Raw genomic sequence first — 15,427 nt, forward strand, 5'->3', positions numbered from 1 at the left:
TACCTGAAAATATTACCTATATTTTCTATAGTGTGACTAATTTTTTCAGATTTCATACCGTATTATAACTTAAATTCCTTAATTTTCTCCATAAACTTCTTATAAACAATAAGCATATCCGGTTCATTATCAACATAAGTATCTAACTCGTCTACTGCTATCCATCTCACACCACTGTTTTCGTCAGGCTTAATCATTAGCTCTTCTGTTTCATCTACCTCAACTAAATAAGCTATTGATAAATGTACATGAGCGGATACATATTCTCCTCTTTTAATGTGTCCCTTTACTGGAAGTACATCTAATGAAAATATTTCCTGAGAAATAGGTCTTACCTCTTTTACCCCTGTTTCTTCTTGAGCCTCTCTTATAGCTACGCCTAAAAAGTCTATCTCTCCATCAGTGTGCCCACCAGTCCAAGACCAAGCATTATAAATATTATGATGAATCATAAGTACCTTATCTCTTGTTTTATTTACTATAAAACCTGAGCTTGAGAAATGTGCTAATGGGTTTTCTCTTGTAAGAAGGTTATCATAAGTGTCCATACAACCTACTATAAGAGCCTTATCCTTTTCTTCTTGTTCATTATAAGGTTTATAGTCTCTAATTTGTTGCTCCCACATTTTCATGGATTTAATCTCCTAATCACTTATTTTTTCTTAAATTATAGCATATAAAATAGAAAGTAGTGCTTTTAATATTTCACGGAACTCATCTACACAAACATAACCAAAGGGGTGATCTATATAGATGAAAATCTTCTAGGATATTATATCATTGAACATATTACTAACTTGAGTATTCTACGCACTCTCTATCCTAACATTCAGTTCCAACCCGTTACTGATCGTATTGCTATTATTTATGTTCCTCCTTCTGCTACTTATGAGCTAAATGCTTTAAAGAATAATGGTGTCGCAGTCTTTATTCCTTTAATATTCGGTCTAAATGCACAAGAATCTTTAGTAGGCGCTAATATGCAAGAAGTCTTAAGTTCTGCTAACATTTCACAGCTTCATACCTATCCCTCTAATGAACTCACAGGAAAGAATGTTTTAATCGGTTTTGTTGATACAGGTATTGATTATACCAATCCACTTTTTAAATACGAAGATAACACATCTCGTATTGTCTCTATATGGGACCAAACTATCGAGGGCAATCCCCCTATCAATAATAACTTTATAGCAAATTATGGTTCTGTTTATAGTAATGCACAAATCAATCAAGCCCTTAATTCTTCTGACCCCTTATCTGTTGTTCCTTCTGTAGATACCGTTGGTCACGGAACTTACCTCGCTGGTGTAGCTGCCGGAAAAGAGCGTTCAGGAACTACTAATTATACTGGAGGTGCCCCTGATAGTGAACTCGTAATTGTTAAACTTAGACCTGCAACTGAACTTTTAAGAGCATACTATTTAGTAAGTCCTACCGTTAATGCTTACCAAGCTAACGATATTATGACTGGAATTAATTATTTACTTCAAGTTGCTCGTGAAAAAAATATGCCTATTGCTATTTGTATAGGCTTAGGCTGTAATCTTGGTGCTCATAATGGATTAACTATTATTGAAAGATTTCTTTCTGAAGTCTCTGATCTATATAATGTTATTCTAATTTCTTCTGCTGGTAATGAGGCCTCTGAATCCCATCACTTTTCTAGTACTATTAGTGTCAATGAAGTACAATCCTTTGAGCTCAATATCGCAGAACAAGAGACTGGACTTGTATTCGGCCTATGGGCTACAGGTGCAGACAAACTTTCTATAGGATTTACCACTCCTCTAGGCAATAGTATCAATAAGATTCCTATACAGTTAACTAATTCTCAGAACTTCTCCTTTAATCTAGAAAAATCTAAAATCTCTATTCGTTATCAATTTCCTAATCTTATTACTGGTAGTGAAAGCATAGGTATTCGTCTAATGGATCCTTTACCCGGTATATGGACATTTTATGTTTATGGTGATGTTGTTATATCAGGAGATTATAATACTTGGCTTCCAAGAGAAGGCTTTATACAACCTGGCACTAGATTTTTAAGTCCTGACCCTTACATTACAGTCTGTATTCCTTCTACTACTCAAAAATTATTAGTTGTGGGTGCCTATAATTCTTTTAATGATAGTCTATATGCTGCATCTGGAAGAGGCCCTACTACTAATAGTGTCATTAAGCCTGATATTATTGCTCCTGGCGTTGATGTACCTGGTCCTAACCTCTATGGAGGCTTTACAGCCCAGACTGGAACTAGTGTTGCTGCTGCAATTACTGCCTCAGCTTCTGCACTACTACTTGAATGGGCTGTTGTAGAAAATAACTTTAATCTTATTAATACTAATATAGCTCGTACAATCTTTATAAGAGGTGCGAGTAGAACAACCAATGGCTCCTATCCAAATTATATCGAAGGATATGGAAAATTGGATTTATTGAAGAGTATTAGCCTTATTTAAAACTATCTAGAATTACATTTCTATATTAAATAATTTTATTTATTTTTCACAATTTTAATTGTTTATCGTAAAAATATCTTGCTTTTTATTTTTGTCTTATGCTAAACTTCAACTTAATTAAATGAATGAACGAACAAACGCCTTGAAGAGGAGAGTAAGTTTAGGACGTCTCTTACCAGAGAGCTTCGGTAGCTGAGAAGAAGCAGAGAATAATAAACTGAATATGGCCTCGGAGTGGTGCACCGACAGTCTCATGTAGACTTAGGCTGCAACAGGATTCGCCTGTTATAGCGATAGAGTATAATCATCTATAAATATAATCATAGATGCCGTACTTGAAGAGATCTATATCGCAAGGTATAGGTGAATTAGAGTGGTACCACGGAGTATATATTGCCCCGTCTCTATAGCTATTTAGCTATAGAGACGGGGCTTTTTGATTTTATAAGATTCTAAGGAGGTTATAACATGATTCGAATTCAAAATGTTAGCAAAGTATTTACAGCTGCAAAAAAACAAGTTCAAGCTTTAGACAATGTTAGTCTTACAATAGATAAAGGTGATATTTTTGGTATTATAGGATACAGTGGTGCTGGTAAAAGTACTCTACTTCGCTGTATTAATGGTCTTGAAATTCCTACTTCTGGTTCAGTAAGAGTATTTGATCAAGATATTTCTCACTTTAAAGAAAAACAACTTCGTGATGTACGCAAACAAATTGGTATGATTTTTCAACACTTTAATCTCATGAATAGCAAAACAGTCTTTGATAATATTGCTTATCCTCTTAAATTACAAAAGGCTAATAAAGATGAGATTGCAAATCGTGTTAAAGTACTACTTCAACTTGTAGATTTAGAAGATAAAACATATAGTTATCCCTCTCAACTAAGTGGAGGTCAAAAACAACGTGTAGCTATTGCTCGTGCTCTTGCTACTAACCCAGATATCTTATTATGTGATGAGGCAACATCAGCACTTGATCCACAAACAACCCAATCTATACTTGCCTTACTCAAACGTATCAATAAAGAACTTGGTATTACTATCGTCCTTATTACACACCAAATGGAAGTTATTAAGCAAATTTGTAATAAGATTGCCGTCATGGAACATGGGAAGGTACTTGAAACAGATAGCCTTATTAATGTCTTTACTGCTCCCAAAAGTCAAATTACTAAAGACTTCTTAGCCAAAGATATGCATTATGAAAGACTATGCCAACCAAATCAAGGAGAGATAAGCCTTATGTTGCACCTTAAATATGTTGGTAACTCTACTGCAACACCTCTTATCTCTACCCTTTCTAGAGAATTTGATGTTACAACAAACATTACCTATGGTAATATCGAAAAACTTCAAGATACTCTTGTAGGTAATCTTGTTGTTGATCTTCAAGGACATCCTGCTGATGTAGAATCAGCTTTAAAATATATTCAACAACATATAGAAGTGGAGGTTATAAAAGATGAATACATTACTAACAGAACTAGCGCCTAACGTTATTGAATATTTTCCTGAACTTGTTAAAGCTTTTAATGAAACACTTATCACTGTAGGACTATCAGGGCTAATTGCTACACTTATTGGTTTACCTTTAGGTATTCTACTTCTTATTACTAGCCCTAAACATATCTTAGAAAATAAAACTCTATATAGTATTCTTTCTAAGACCATTAATATATTCCGCTCCATCCCATTTGTTATCTTAATTGCAGCCATCGTACCTTTTACCAGATTTGTAGTCGGTACAACAATCGGTATAAAAGGCGCTTTAGTTCCTCTTGTTGTAGGTGTTGCACCTTTTATCGCTAGACAAGTAGAAGTTGCACTTCATAAAGTAGATCATGGCGTACTTGAGGCCGCTCGTGCAATGGGTAGTACACCTTTAGAGATTATCTTTAAAGTAATCATTCCAGAAGGCCTACCTAACATTATTCATGCTGTTACTATCTCTCTAATTAGCTTAATTGGTTTCTCTGCTATGGCTGGTACAGTAGGCGGAGGTGGACTTGGAGATTTCGCTATTAGATATGGTTACAACTTTTTCAAGACAGATATTATGGTTGTAACAGTTATCATCCTACTTCTCCTTGTTACCCTTATCCAAAGCCTGGGAGACTTTATCGCACATAAGTTTACACACTAAACTGTACTATACTTGATAGATTATGTAATTCTAATACCATTTCTTTACTTAAGACTACATGAGATAATTAAAAATTAAAATTTATAACTTAAAATCAAAAGGAGACTTAATTATGAAAAATAAAAAATTAGCATTTTTAGCAGCAGGTATTTTAACTTTATCTTCACTCTTTACTGGATGTGGATCTCCAACATCATCAAGCTCTGATACTCAAACCATTAAATTAGGTGTTAATGATAATGATCAACGTATCTGGAACTATGTAAAAGAAGAATTAGCAAAAGAAAATATTACATTAGAAGTTATTAGCTTCGCTGATTATGTTCAACCAAACATTGCACTTTCTGAAGGTGAAATAGATATTAACTCTTTCCAAACTAATATCTACTTTGATCAATTTATCTCTGATCACAACCTAGATCTTACAGGTATTGGAAATACAGTATTTGCACCTATGGGTATCTACTCAGATAAATTACAAACACCACTTGATGTGACTGATGGTGGCAAAGTTGCTATTCCTAATGATGTAACTAATGGTGGGCGTGCACTCCTTCTTCTTGAAGAAGCTGGATTAATTGAAATTAATGATGCTGCTGGTCTTATCCCTACACTCAAAGATATTACTGCTAATCCAAAAAACTTATCAATTATTGAAGTTGCAGCTAACCAAATTCCACGTTCTCTTCCTGATTTAGATCTTGCTGTCATTAATAACGGTGTTGCTGTAGATGCTAAGCTTAGTCCACTTGACGACTCTATTTATATTGAATCTACCGATACAGAAAACGCAGTAAACTACTATAATATCTTTGCAGTTAAAACAAGTGACAAAGATGACCCAGCACTTAATCGTCTTGTAGAGATTTATCAATCTGAAGAAGTTAAAGAACTTATTAATGAAGTATATGGTGGCTCAAGACTTCCAGTATTTTAAGATAAAGTTAGATATCTAGTCATTCCTAATAAGTATGGAATAATATATAACCACTTCCATACTTATTATCTATTAAATCATGGAGGTTTCCTTATGTCTTATAAAGTAAAAATCATTGATACACTTGAACAACTTCAGCCTAGATTACAAGAAATCAGCCATATCATTCATGCGCATCCCGAGACCTCAAATCAAGAAGTATTCGCTTGTGACTTACTTTGCAGTGAACTATTAAAACACGGCTTTAAAGTTGAAAAAGATATAGCTGGTCATTCTACTGGTTTTATTGCTACACATACTAGTCAAAGGCCTGGTCCTACTATCGGTATCTTAGTAGAATACGATGCTCTACCTGGACTTGGTCATGCTTGTGGCCATAATCTCATTGCTGCTACTAGCTTAGGCTCTGCCCTTGCTCTTAGCTCCATCCTTGAAGAAACAGGTGGCACACTCAAAGTCTTTGGTACACCTGCTGAAGAAGGTGGTGTCAATGGCAGCGCTAAAGCAAGCTATGTACATGCTGGTTTATTTAAAGATGTAGATGTTGCCCTTATGACACATCCTGGCTCACACAATCAACCGACTCCAAAATCACTAGCAATTGCACCTATGGATTTTGAATTCTTCGGTAAGCCTGCTCATGCAGCAAGTTGCCCTGAAGAAGGTATTAATGCACTTGATGCACTTCTTCTGTTCTATAATGGAATCAATGCACTACGTCAACAACTTACCTCCGATGTATGTATACATGGTGTGATCTTAGATGGCGGTACTGCTCCAAACATTATTCCTGACTACACACGTGCAAGATTTTATTTACGAGCAGACACCCGTACTTCCTTAGAAGATGTTATCACCAAAGTTAAACATATTGCAGATGGTAGTGCGCTTATGACTGGTTGTACAACACAGTATACACATATCCAGCATGTATTAGATAATTTATCTCCTAATGCTATTCTTGATAAACTCTTCATAGCAAAACTCCAAGAACTTGGCCAAGAGATAGATCTAACACCACATTCTATGGGTTCTACTGATGCTGGGAACGTTAGCCATGTTATCCCAACAATCCACCCAATCCTTCGTATATGTGATTGTGAGATTCCCCCACATACTGTAGAATTTGCAAATGCTTGTATTTCCAATCATGCCGATTCTTCTATTATAATAGGTGCAAAGGCACTTGCTCTGACTGCACTCGATATTTTAACTGATGAATCACTTCTTGCGTCTATTAAAGCTAGCTTTCACAACTCTAGCCAAAAGTAATTAAAAATAGCATAAAAATAAGGGGTATTAACCCCTTATTTTTATGCTTCAAATTCTTCGTTATTTTGTAATTTTTTATAAACGTAAAATGGTATGCCTATAAGCATTAATATAAACACCCACATTGCACTTTCTGAGCCTGCTCCATAAATAATATAGATCGCATATACAAAAGCAATTAAAGAAAGGAAACCATGTTTCAAGAAACTTACTACTGTAAGCTTATGTTCCTTTTTAAAGGTTAAAACAATTTCAGCACATGCTGTTAATGCATAAGCTGGTATAAATGATAACGTTGCTAGATTAATCATAAAGTCAAATGCTTCTGTTAAGTTAGATACATAATTTAACATCAATAAAGCATTTGTACATAAACTTGTAATAATAAGTGCTATATGTGGTGTCTTAAATTTCGGATGTACTTTAGCAAAGAATTTAGGGAATAAATTATCTTCCCCTGCTGCATAAGCTAAACGTGCTGTTGTAAGAACCCAACCACTAAGTGCTCCTATAGCTGAAATAACAATACCACCTGATATAAAATAACCACCCCAAGTTGCACCTGTAATATGATTAATAATATCTGCAAGTGGTGCTTGTGTCTGTGCTAACATGGATTGTGGCATACTCCCCATTGCAAGAACAGATAAGAAAATATAGATTAATACTGCAAGGAGTGTTCCCATTACTGTACTCTTTCTTATATTCTTTTCAGGATTTTTAATTTCTCCACCTGATATAGCTGCACTTTCAAGGCCTACAAATGACCATAATGTAATAGCAATAGCTGCTGGTAATGCACCCCAACTATTTGCTTCTACTGTTGCAGCTGTTTGAAGGTTACCTGCATCAAATCCTGTTAATGCAATAAACATAAACACTAGGATTACACCTATTTTAATAACTGTTGTTACAATACTTACATAGCCTGCATTCTTTACACCTCTATAATTAATATAAGTAAATAACCATAATAGAGCTGATGAAACTGCAAATGCTAACATTCCATTTGTCCCAAGGGCGGGAATAAATGTTGTTAAATAACGCATAACTGCTGTGATAATAGCTGCATTTCCAATCCAAGAACCTAGCCAAAATGTCCACGAAACAAGAAATGCCATAAACTCACCAAATGCCTTATTAGTATAAACAATTGGGCCTCCTGTTGACGGATATTTTGTTCCAAGATTTGCAAATGATAAGGCTAATAATAATGAACCAATACCTGTAATGACCCATGCAAGTACGGTAATTTTAGGATTTGCTACTTGTGCTAAACTTTGAGGTGAGGTAAAGATTCCTGAACCAATCATATTACCTACAACAATCGATGTCGCTGCGGCTAACCCCAGTTCACGCTTTAAATTAGATTTGTTTTCCATGTTGTACTCCTCTGATGTCCTTTTAACTTTTTATATTATTATACCCATAGACGTTTTAAATAACTTCACCTATACTTAATTTATCAAATAATTATTAGGAGGTTATTTTATGGGTCTATTTGGTGGTAGCAAAACAAACAATACTTCACACTTTGATGATTATTTAATTGAAGGAGAAGTAATCGAAGCAGTATATCGTCTCGTTCTAGATGAAATTTGTTTTACTAATAAACGTATTATTTTTGTTGATAAAGAAGCTTTGTCAACAAAAAAACAATTAGTATCTATTCCTTACCACTCTATCTACTATTTCGGAGTCGAAAAAGGTGGAGTTTTTGAATTAGACAACGAAATTAAATTATACACTAAAGGTACTCATTTTACTATGGAATTTACAAAAGGAACTAACATTTTAGAAGTAGAAAAACTCCTTGCTTCCCATATTTGCTAGGCCATATGATTATTAACACGTATTTTAATAGGTATTTGTATCTATCCATATCAATTTATAAACATACAAAAAAGGTGCTGCATTCATGCAACACCTTTTTTGTATGTTAAGCTTTATGTGCTTGGTCAACTACTTTTTGTAATGCTTCTAAAGCGTCTGCTGGAAGTTTATCGAATCCGCCCTTTTCTGTATCGCGAGATTTAATGAAATCTACACGATCTTGCATACGTTTTTGTAATTGTTCAACGTACTGAGCATCTTCAAAGTTTGGTACAAAGCCTTCAATCTCCATAATTTGAATATCTGAGAATGGTCCCCATGGTTTGAATTCTGCTTTACCTTCTACTACTGCTTCAAGAGCACCTAAAGTATCTTTTGGTGTTACTTTTTTGCCCATGAAATCGCCAGTATTTAAGATATAACAATCTACATTTCTTTCAGCAACTAATGCTTTGAATTTTTCATAGTCATTTACTAATGGATATGTTCTAAATGGGTTAGCATATGGTTCAACTACTAATGCATTTGGATCAACACCTGGAGCAAGTCTTTCTGCACTTGAACGTTTTGTAGCAAGTGTAGCACCCATTACAGAAGCAAGTTCTGCACCACTTAATTTAACAATTGGTGGAATTGTAGGGTCTTTCATAATCCAGAAGATTGCATTAACTGGTTCATCAAATTTATTTACACGGTTTGGTGACCAAAGAATTGATTTTACTGCACGACCGTTACCATTACGAACATCTTCTGTAACAGGAACGATTTTACCATCTTCATCCATTGTAGCACCACAGTTTTGCATTGTAACAAGATATTTGTTATCTTCACATGTAAGTGGATAGTCTTGTGTTTTATCAAAGTATGCTGGTTCAAGTGCTACTGATGAACCATTTTCTGTTGAGATAACAAAAGCATCATCATGAAGTACTGTAATATCATATTTACCACCATGACGAGCATGTGTAAGTGTTGATTTACCTGATCCTGAAAGACCAAATACACCAGCAACAAATGATTTACCATCTTCTAAGTTATAGCGTTTTTGTCCACCATGGCATGATGCATAGCCATGACGATTAGCCATAGCCCAAGCAAGTGTTAATGTACCTTTTTTGTGTTCTCCAAAGTATCTCATACCTAAGATAGCTGCACAGTTATGTTCTGGATCGAAGAATGTAAGTCCCATTGGATGATCTGGGTGTGACCAATCTGGATCTGAGAATATGTAAAGGTCTCCATCTGGATATACCTTAGAATCTGCATACATTTTAGCTACTTCTTCATTAATTGCTTGGAAGTTTAATAACCATGAATACATAATATTTTCTTGTGTTGCTGGAATACAAAGATGTGCTTTTACTGAAAAATCTTTATCAAGACCTACAATAGCTTGTGCATGATATAATTTTTTAGTACGTGCTTTGTAGATAGCTTCACTAATCTTAAGAGCATATTCACCTTGGTTAACACCTGGTTCACCCATAATTTTACGAGCTGCTGCTGCACGTCCACTTACAGCACCATCATTGAAAAGAAGAATTTTTGTATCATCATCTAAACCAAGTAGGTCTGGTCTATATACAGGAATATCTGTTACGATTGTACCTGGTGCATTTGCAGCAAGTTTGTAAGCTTCTTTTAAAGAAGTTACTGGTGTTACATTATTACCGTAAAATGCTGTTTCAATTGTGGTACGAATTTGTCCAAAGATAGGATTGTTTGCACCAATTTCAGTTCTTGGAAATCTAGATTTTGTTGCCATTATAAACTCCTCCTTATTTACACATAAGTAAAATATACATAGCTATTAGGAATATTATTCAAAAAAAAATCGTTTCCCAATTATAATTATCTAATTTGTTACAATGTTTGTCAATACAAATTTCAGATATTATTAATAAATTAACAACTATATATATAAATCTATATTTAATTAAAAATATCATTCAATAAATAAAAAAGTTATGTTAATTAACTAATTAACATAACTTTTTTATTTATTATTTAATACATTTATCAATAATAATTTCAGCCAAACGTTTATGATATATTGCTTGCTCAATTAAGGTAAAGACTAAAAGGGCTGCCCCTATCTTTTCATCTTTTATTCCCCATTTATCTAATTCCTCATTAACAGTATCAACTCTTTTTTCTATACCTAGTTCAAAATAACTCATTTCTTTCTCTCTACTATTCAAACAAGCCTTATAAAGATTTGTTAATGTCTCGCTATCTATATTATCTTCTTGCTTTAACACAGAAAATACATCTTTTATATCACTAATGCTAATAATACTTTTTAATTGGTAAAGAAGTAGCATTAAAACAATATGATCCTTTGTATACTTTTTCTTATGCGCTGGCATTAATACTTTATCTTTTGTGTAGTTGTTAATCATTGTTTTTGTAAGTAACTTATCGTCTTCATGTCGCTTAGTATGGCTAAGATTACTTTCAAATAAAGTAATCAATTGATCCATATATAAATCAAGATTAGGAATGTCCTCTAAAGCCATATGTTCATCTAATCTAAGGCTTGCTACTTGTTCTTCTAACCACTTCTTTTCCATATTCGCACCTTCTTTAGTCCTATTAAATTTATCATAACTAATCCCCCTTATAAAATCAAGCCAAATTATTCTAGATACTATATTGACTATAGAATGTATGATATGATATATTTTAGTTATAATATTAAGTAGTATTAAAAACTACATATTATAGTTAGGAGATGTTTAAATGAATAATTCTGTTAGAGAACCTATTAATGCGTACACACATCTTTTAGGTGCTGGTTTATCTCTTGTAGGAACAATATTTTTACTTATATATGGTGGTAAAGGTCTTCCTCTTACTACAACAGCTATTGTCTCAATTATTATTTTTGGGTTAAGCCTGGTTAGTTTATATACTGCTAGTGGTATTTATCATGCTGTACGTGCTAAAGATGCTGTATTATTAAAGCTAAAAAAATTAGATCATTCTATGATCTTCATACTTATCGCTGGCTCATATACTCCATTTTGTTTATTAACGCTTTCTGGAGTATGGCAAATTACTATTCTTACATTAGTTTGGACCTTAGCAATCATAGGTATTACACTCAAAATGTTTTGGATTAATATGCCACGCTGGATATCAACGAGTTTTTATATTGGCATGGGATGGGTTGCTCTCCTAGCACTCAATCCTCTTACCAAAGCGCTTAGTGTAGGTGGCACTACATGGTTAGCACTAGGAGGTATCATGTATACTATTGGGGGTATTATTTATGGCTTTAAAAAGCCAAATATATCTGAACAATTTGGTTTCCATGAACTCTTTCATATTTTTGTGCTATTAGGTAGTGCATGCCATTACTGGTGTGTATTTAATTACGTATTATAATATATAGACTAAAAAAATAGAAAGGGCTACTATGCAGCCCTTTCTATTTTTTTAGTCTATTATTCTATAGAATCTATTGACTTGCTAGTTTCCTATAAACATTTGCCAAGGTGACCTCCATATAAGGTATAAGCCAAAAGAATCCTATTCCCAACGTTAATACAGATAAAATTCCCCATCCTAAGAAAGATAAACTTAAAATAAATAGGTCCATCTTATATCCCTTCGTAATACGCTTACTTTCATTAAGCGCTTCACATATTCCAATGTCTGGATGATCTGCTAAAACATAAAAACACATAGAATAGCTATATGCTTTTATAATTCCAGGTATAATAAGTAATAAACTCCATAAGAATACCCATAGTTGTTGCCAAAAGAATAATCCTAATGCATTTACAAAATTTCTAAATCCTGAGAATGCATCTTCTATAGATAATTCTTGCCTATCAACAACTTTTAGACTTATTAATGCATATGTTAGCGTAAAAGCCCCCATTACAATCCAAGAAGCTAATACTCCTATATAAGGGATATATTGAATGCCACATGTAATGATAGTAATAACTAAAAATAATCCACCTGTAACTGCCCATCTTCCTTTTAATTGTTCTTTACTCTGATCTTTTACTTCAGTTCTTGTAAACATATATCAAACCCCCTTTATAAAAAATTAAAAATTTCCCCATTAACTAATCTATTAAAGGTTACTTAATAATATGATTACAAATAAAAAAACCTGTAAGTTAAACTCACAGGTTTATAAACATAAATTATTTGCGTGTTACGTTAGCAGCTTGTGGCCCTCTGTTTCCTTCAACGATGTCGAATTCAACTGTTTGACCTTCTTCTAATGTTTTGAATCCTTCTGATTGGATAGCTGTGAAATGTACGAAAACGTCATCTCCATCTTCTCTTTCAATGAATCCAAATCCTTTTTCTGCATTAAACCATTTAACTTTACCTACCATTACTAGGCCTCCTTATAAAAAAAGTTACTGCTAAAACACTGTACTACAAAACGCTTTCGGTCCAGTGTTTTGTGTAACATGCGGCCTACCTTCGTTTAATTCCAATATTTTAACTTACATAAATAGGATATCATAAGCACCATAAATAATCAAGTGATTTGCTTATACTTTTTGTGTAATTTGTATTAAATCCAGTCAATTCATACATAAACATTATAGGTTTCACTTAATTTTTATTTTAATATCAAATATAATTTGTATTATTATGATATATATAGTTTTTAATTTAAATACTTTTATAAGATAAATTTTATATCTTTATAAACTATATCTTATAAAAAATTTCTATACTTTCTTGTATAGGTTTTCCATGCAGATCTATCGAAAATACATAAAGTCTATCCTTTGTAACCCAAAAATTAATTTTAACTTTTTCTTCTTGATTTTCCTTTTGTCTATAAATTATAAGGCTATTAGGTGATGTTATAATATAACTTTGATTAGTCCATAAATTATCTAGATAACTATCTTTCATAGCATATCCATTAAACTCCAAAATATGTGCTGAATTTGACTTCCACTTACCTTCTAGATATTGCTTTGCCTCTACATTTGAATTAGGTAAATCTAAACCTGTAAAAGGAGTTATCTGTCCTAATATAATACTTTGGACTTTATTTTCATTCCCTATAGTAAAGATAATATGCTCGGTAGCTACTCCAAAATGATTTTCTTTACCATAAATAATCTCTATAGAATGTTCCCTTGCATTAATCCACTCTTCTGGATACACTTTATAGATTTTGTCTATACTATCTCCAACTTGAATACTATCTATCCAATACCCTTCTCTATTTATTTGTATCTTTGTAATAATATTATCTTCATCTATTATACTCTCTATCCCATTACTCATTAAACCTTTAGGAAGTATACTAGATGCCTGTCCAATATAAGTTTTTAAATCAATGGGTATATCCCTTCCATATAGCTGCCCTACTCTAAAACCTATTACTATTATCATTAATACTACTATACTACTTATTAATCTAACTTTTCTTTTCATTAGTATATCCCCCCTAACCTAAGTTGTATCAGTATAACACAATTGTAAATATTTTACAATTTTATCTAGATAAATTTATTTATCAATTTTAAAATATTTAGTTATATTATTTTTGATAATCTTCATCTCATATTGGTAATATTAAATTTTTATAATAAAGAAGAGAGCATTTCATTAATCCTGAAATGCTCTCTTCTTTATTATTTTTATTAGTTACTTTCCATTAAAAATGTATCAATAATTTCGTTAAGATGCTTAGGTTGCTTATAAGGAATATCATGTTCAAAATTAGTAAGAATTCTTGAATAACAATTCTTATTTAATTTCTCTAGTGTATCTACTGAAGTTATGACTTCTTTACTCTCTTTAGATCCTGCTAACGCTAGCATAGGAATCTTTATATCTCTATACTCATTATAGTCCTCTATATTTACGCCATATAAAGTCATATTTACTAGATTATCTACTGTAGTTTCCTTGCAGTATTTAAGAAACTTCTCTCTTTGTATCTTATCCATACCTATCCATTTAGCTTGAATCTTTAAAAACCAGTTTATTTTCATAGCTCTTACCATTTGGTTCTTTATAACTTTTGTTACCTCTTCTATTCCTTGTTCACTTTTACATATCCAAGGACTTATTAAGATAGCTTTATTAAAATAATTCTCTGCAGAGCATAAAATAGGAATTATAAGCTGTGCCCCTAATGAAAATCCAACTATACTTACCTTATCTTTATTTAAACCTTTTACTATTTCTAAGATACCTTCTATACATTCTTCTCTGTTATAACTTTTATTTGATTCTTCTCCATTGCCGTATAAATGAGGTAATATAAGATGATACTTATCTGCAAGCTCATACTGTCCCACAAAGGTTTGAGGCATACCTGCTCCATGTAACATAACTATAGTTTGTTTATTTGGATCCCCTATTTCTTCAAAATACATCTTTTATATTCTCTCCTTAGTACTATACTTTCTTATCACTATCATTAACTATATCCTTAAATAAGTAAGTATATTCCAATATCATTTTCATATAAAATAAAAAAGTGTAAGATTTTCATCTTACACTTTTAACATGGAGGGAGAAGGATTCGAACCTTCGAAGGCGGTGCCAACAGATTTACAGTCTGCCCCCTTTGGCCACTCGGGAACCCCTCCTTAAATTTGGCAACCACCTACTCTCCCGGTCCGTCTCCAGACAAGTACCATCGGCCGCTTTAGTCTTAACCTACGTGTTCGGTATGGGAACGGGTGTTTCCCTAAAGCGCATCGTCACCAAAAATGCTTAGAATATTTAGTTTAAGTATAAAACCTCATACTCTCAAAAACAAATACTGCAATC

Annotated in this window: 15 protein-coding genes, 1 tRNA gene, 1 rRNA gene and 1 other annotated feature; of the genes, 7 read left to right on the forward strand and 10 right to left on the reverse strand. The window is 33.0% G+C overall.

The features are described 5' to 3' along the window. Positions 1–62: 62 nt before the first annotated feature. Positions 63–632, reverse strand: coding sequence for an NUDIX hydrolase (locus PBV87_RS05530; RefSeq protein ID WP_242847633.1), 570 nt, complete (start codon positions 630–632; stop codon positions 63–65). Positions 633–797: 165 nt separating this feature from the next. Between PBV87_RS05530 and PBV87_RS05535 the strand changes: the two genes are divergently transcribed. From PBV87_RS05535 to PBV87_RS05555, 5 genes are all read left to right on the forward strand, one after another. Then, positions 798–2,459 carry a S8 family peptidase gene (locus PBV87_RS05535; RefSeq protein ID WP_271011439.1) on the forward strand — a complete coding sequence of 554 codons (1,662 nt, stop codon included), beginning with the start codon at positions 798–800 and terminating at the stop codon, positions 2,457–2,459. Between the two features lie 133 nt (positions 2,460–2,592). Next, positions 2,593–2,868 (forward strand) — a binding site (T-box leader). Positions 2,869–2,927: 59 nt separating this feature from the next. Further along, entirely contained in the window at positions 2,928–3,959 is a 1,032-nt protein-coding gene (locus tag PBV87_RS05540) for a methionine ABC transporter ATP-binding protein (protein ID WP_271011440.1), read from the forward strand. Further along, positions 3,928–4,608: a methionine ABC transporter permease gene (locus PBV87_RS05545; protein ID WP_271011441.1), complete on the forward strand. Its 681-nt coding sequence runs from the start codon at positions 3,928–3,930 to the stop codon at positions 4,606–4,608. The genes PBV87_RS05540 and PBV87_RS05545 overlap by 32 nt, the downstream gene beginning before the upstream one ends. A 112-nt stretch (positions 4,609–4,720) precedes the next feature. Further along, positions 4,721–5,545: a MetQ/NlpA family ABC transporter substrate-binding protein gene (locus PBV87_RS05550; protein WP_271011442.1), complete on the forward strand. Its 825-nt coding sequence runs from the start codon at positions 4,721–4,723 to the stop codon at positions 5,543–5,545. Between the two features lie 93 nt (positions 5,546–5,638). Beyond that, positions 5,639–6,817: a M20 family metallopeptidase gene (locus PBV87_RS05555; RefSeq protein ID WP_271011443.1), complete on the forward strand. Its 1,179-nt coding sequence runs from the start codon at positions 5,639–5,641 to the stop codon at positions 6,815–6,817. 41 nt (positions 6,818–6,858) lie between these two features. Here the strand turns inward: PBV87_RS05555 and PBV87_RS05560 are convergent, their stop codons facing one another. Next, the gene (locus tag PBV87_RS05560) at positions 6,859–8,199 is read right to left on the reverse strand and encodes an amino acid permease (protein WP_271011444.1); all 1,341 of its coding nucleotides are present in this window, start codon (positions 8,197–8,199) and stop codon (positions 6,859–6,861) included. A gap of 109 nt (positions 8,200–8,308) precedes the next feature. On the opposite strand from PBV87_RS05560, the gene PBV87_RS05565 reads away from it, so the two are divergent. Then, entirely contained in the window at positions 8,309–8,650 is a 342-nt protein-coding gene (locus PBV87_RS05565) for a PH domain-containing protein (RefSeq protein ID WP_053982626.1), read from the forward strand. Between the two features lie 106 nt (positions 8,651–8,756). Here the strand turns inward: PBV87_RS05565 and PBV87_RS05570 are convergent, their stop codons facing one another. Together PBV87_RS05570 and PBV87_RS05575 are read right to left on the reverse strand one after the other, a co-directional pair. Then, entirely contained in the window at positions 8,757–10,415 is a 1,659-nt protein-coding gene (locus PBV87_RS05570; RefSeq protein ID WP_053982627.1) for a phosphoenolpyruvate carboxykinase (ATP), read from the reverse strand. A gap of 238 nt (positions 10,416–10,653) precedes the next feature. Beyond that, positions 10,654–11,223, reverse strand: coding sequence for a DUF1836 domain-containing protein (locus PBV87_RS05575; RefSeq protein ID WP_271011445.1), 570 nt, complete (start codon positions 11,221–11,223; stop codon positions 10,654–10,656). Between the two features lie 169 nt (positions 11,224–11,392). On the opposite strand from PBV87_RS05575, the gene trhA reads away from it, so the two are divergent. After that, positions 11,393–12,040, forward strand: coding sequence for a PAQR family membrane homeostasis protein TrhA (gene trhA / locus PBV87_RS05580; RefSeq protein WP_271011446.1), 648 nt, complete (start codon positions 11,393–11,395; stop codon positions 12,038–12,040). A gap of 73 nt (positions 12,041–12,113) precedes the next feature. On the opposite strand, the gene PBV87_RS05585 is transcribed toward trhA, so the two are convergent. From PBV87_RS05585 to rrf, 6 genes are all read right to left on the reverse strand, one after another. Further along, positions 12,114–12,689, reverse strand: a complete 576-nt coding sequence (locus tag PBV87_RS05585; protein WP_053982630.1) for a DUF975 family protein — start codon at positions 12,687–12,689, stop codon at positions 12,114–12,116. Positions 12,690–12,813: 124 nt separating this feature from the next. After that, entirely contained in the window at positions 12,814–13,011 is a 198-nt protein-coding gene (locus tag PBV87_RS05590; protein WP_053982631.1) for a cold shock domain-containing protein, read from the reverse strand. A 325-nt stretch (positions 13,012–13,336) separates the two neighbouring features. Continuing rightward, complete coding sequence (locus PBV87_RS05595) at positions 13,337–14,077, reverse strand: hypothetical protein (RefSeq protein WP_271011447.1); 741 nt, start codon at positions 14,075–14,077, stop codon at positions 13,337–13,339. 209 nt (positions 14,078–14,286) lie between these two features. Continuing rightward, a complete protein-coding gene (locus tag PBV87_RS05600; RefSeq protein ID WP_053982633.1) occupies positions 14,287–15,027 on the reverse strand; it encodes an alpha/beta fold hydrolase in 741 nt (246 codons plus the stop codon). A 134-nt stretch (positions 15,028–15,161) separates the two neighbouring features. Beyond that, positions 15,162–15,243, reverse strand: a tRNA-Tyr gene (locus PBV87_RS05605). Positions 15,244–15,247: 4 nt separating this feature from the next. Beyond that, positions 15,248–15,365: ribosomal RNA gene (gene rrf / locus PBV87_RS05610) — 5S ribosomal RNA — on the reverse strand. Positions 15,366–15,427 lie beyond the last annotated feature (62 nt).

The organism is Holtiella tumoricola (assembly GCF_027857615.1).
Taxonomy (GTDB): Bacteria; Bacillota; Clostridia; order Lachnospirales; family Cellulosilyticaceae; genus Holtiella; species Holtiella tumoricola.